Here is a 2,273-nt window from a genome sequence, read left to right as displayed (position 1 = left end):
CTGTCCCATACCGCTTCCTTCCATTCCAACGAAAGGATCGCACCATCAAACCGTGGGATCAAACACCTCATGAAGTCCTCCGTCTGCAAAACTACTGGTGCACCGTTTCGCGCCAAGGATTATTCAGGGTTTCTGCTCGGCGTCCCGCCGGTCCGCTTCGGCCGGGGTCTGCCGAGCGCGTTCGCGGATACGGCATTCGAGCGGTGCGCCGACGAACAACACTAGCATCGCCAGCAGCAGACCGCCCACAAGTAGTGGCCACACCGCCAATCCCGCTGCCGCTCCGAGCGTCGCTGACACCCAGATGCACGCCGCCGTTGCTAGCCCGTGCACCTCCTGCCCGCTGCCAACGCGCAGGACCGCGCCCGCGCCGATGAAGCCGACGCCGGATAGGATGCCCTGCATCACTCGACCTGCTGCATCGGCGTTCACGTTCGGCAAGCCGCTGTGGACGATCGCCTGGACGGCGATGCAACTCGCGAGCCCGACCAGCCCCAGCGTCCGCAGACCCATGATCTGTCGGTTCTCGCGTGACCGTTCCCAGCCGAGCGTCATGCCGGCCGCCGTCGCCACGATCATCCTGCCGATCGCGTCGACCCAGAAGGCGAGATCGACCGACAAAGGCGGCGGATTCACTCGACCAGCACGTGGACGTGGTGCCAGGCCGTGCAGAGGTATCCGGCGAAGTTCCACATCGTATCGGGTAGTTCGGGCTGACCCTGGCCCGCATCGTCGAACGCGCGCACCACAAGGTGCTGGCGCCCCTTGGGCAGTTCCGCATCGAGCGACCAGCGCTGCCAGCTCCACTGCCCGTCCGGATCGTCGGAGAAATCGACCTGCCGCCAGTCTCGACCGCCGTTCAGCGACACCTCTACCCGCGACACGCCGCGCTCATAGGCGACGGCATAGCCCTCGATCCGGACCTTGCCCGCGGGCAGGCTCTCGCCCGAACCAGGCGAGCAGATCGCGGCGTTGAGCGGCATGGCGTTGATCGTCAGCCCTTGCGTCCAGTCCGCCGTCTCGCTGGTCACGTCGGCCGGAAAAAGCTTGTAATCGTGCGCCTGGATCGGCGCCTCGGAGGGCGTGTCCTTGACCTCGATCCGGGTCAGCCACTTGGCGCTACGCACGCCAGCATAGCCTGGCACGACCAGACGCAACGGCGCACCGTGCTCGGGTGCCAGCGGTTCGCCGTTCATCGCCCAGGCGAGCAGCACGTCGGGCGCCCGCGCCTTGGTCATAGCGATCGAGACGCCGAACGGTGCCACCTCGCCTTCCACATCCACCTCGTCAGCGCCGGTGAAGCAGACGAACAGGTTGGACGCGTCCGATGCTCCAACTGCATCCAACAGGTCTGCGAGCCGCACGCCCGTCCACTCGGCATTGCCGATCGCGCCTATGTCCCATGGATCGCCTGAAGTCTTGCCCACCTGTTGGAGATCGGTCCGGCGGTTGCCGGCGCATTGAAGCACAGCCGTGACAGTCCGGACCGGAAAGCGCGCCTTCAACTCCGCAATCGAGATGGAGCACTCGCCCACACTGATCCCGCCCACCTCAATCCGGTGATCGGCCGGCAGGTCCGGCACGGGCCCATGGCTGCGCACATAGAACAGGTTCTGTGGCGTCAAAAACCGCTCGATCAAGGCGCCGGGCACCGGCTCGGCGTTGTAGGGCTCGGGGTTCCGCTCTATCATCAGCTCGCTCATGCTATTGTAACGCCTGACAATCGGTTTGGCCTCGGCCTCATCCTCACTATCTTGCCCGATCATGCGATGTGCAGCGCGGCCAGCAGCGTCAGGCTGATCGCGGCCAAGCCGAGCAACGACAACACGACGGCCATGGTCACGCGGCCCCCGGCCTTGGCGACGGTGCGGACGTCCACGCCGAGCCCGAGCGCCGCCATGGAAACGACGGTCAGCAGCGTGGCGCTCCGGCCGATCGGCGCGATGGCGACGGTCGGCACCAGACCCAGCGAGCGGCAGGCGACCAGTGCGAGGAAGCCGATGATGAACCAGGGCACGAGGTGGGCGAGGTCCATCCGCTTGGCCGTAGGCGAACCGGCGACGAACTCGCCTTCGGGAACCGACTGCGGCGCGAGACGAGGCGCCACCAGCGACAGAACAAGGCACACCGGCCCGAGCATCAGCACGCGCACCAGCTTGACGAGCGTACCCATCTGCACGGCGGTGGCGCCCAACGGCGAGGCGGCTGCGATCACCTGCGGCACGGCATAGACAGTGAGCCCGGCGAGCGCCCCGAAGGCGAGCCCGCCCATG

General features: G+C 66.5%; 3 protein-coding genes. All 3 read right to left on the bottom strand.

From position 1 onward, the window contains the following. Positions 1-123 precede the first annotated feature (123 nt). On the bottom strand, positions 124-621 hold the full coding sequence (locus tag sphsw_RS09270) for an MgtC/SapB family protein (protein ID WP_052380899.1): 498 nt from the start codon (positions 619-621) through the stop codon (positions 124-126). 11 nt (positions 622-632) lie between these two features. Next, positions 633-1,703 carry a sulfite oxidase gene (locus sphsw_RS09265; protein WP_031440360.1) on the bottom strand — a complete coding sequence of 357 codons (1,071 nt, stop codon included), beginning with the start codon at positions 1,701-1,703 and terminating at the stop codon, positions 633-635. A 59-nt stretch (positions 1,704-1,762) separates the two neighbouring features. Then, the coding region (locus sphsw_RS09260; protein ID WP_031440359.1) for a putative sulfate exporter family transporter at positions 1,763-2,273 on the bottom strand (511 nt) is incomplete at its 5' end.

It is taken from the genome of Sphingomonas sp. FUKUSWIS1 (assembly GCF_000733135.1).
GTDB lineage: Bacteria > Pseudomonadota > Alphaproteobacteria > Sphingomonadales > Sphingomonadaceae > Sphingomonas > Sphingomonas aerolata.
Note: the sequence above shows the minus strand (reverse complement) of the source record. Positions and strands in the feature narration are given on the sequence as shown.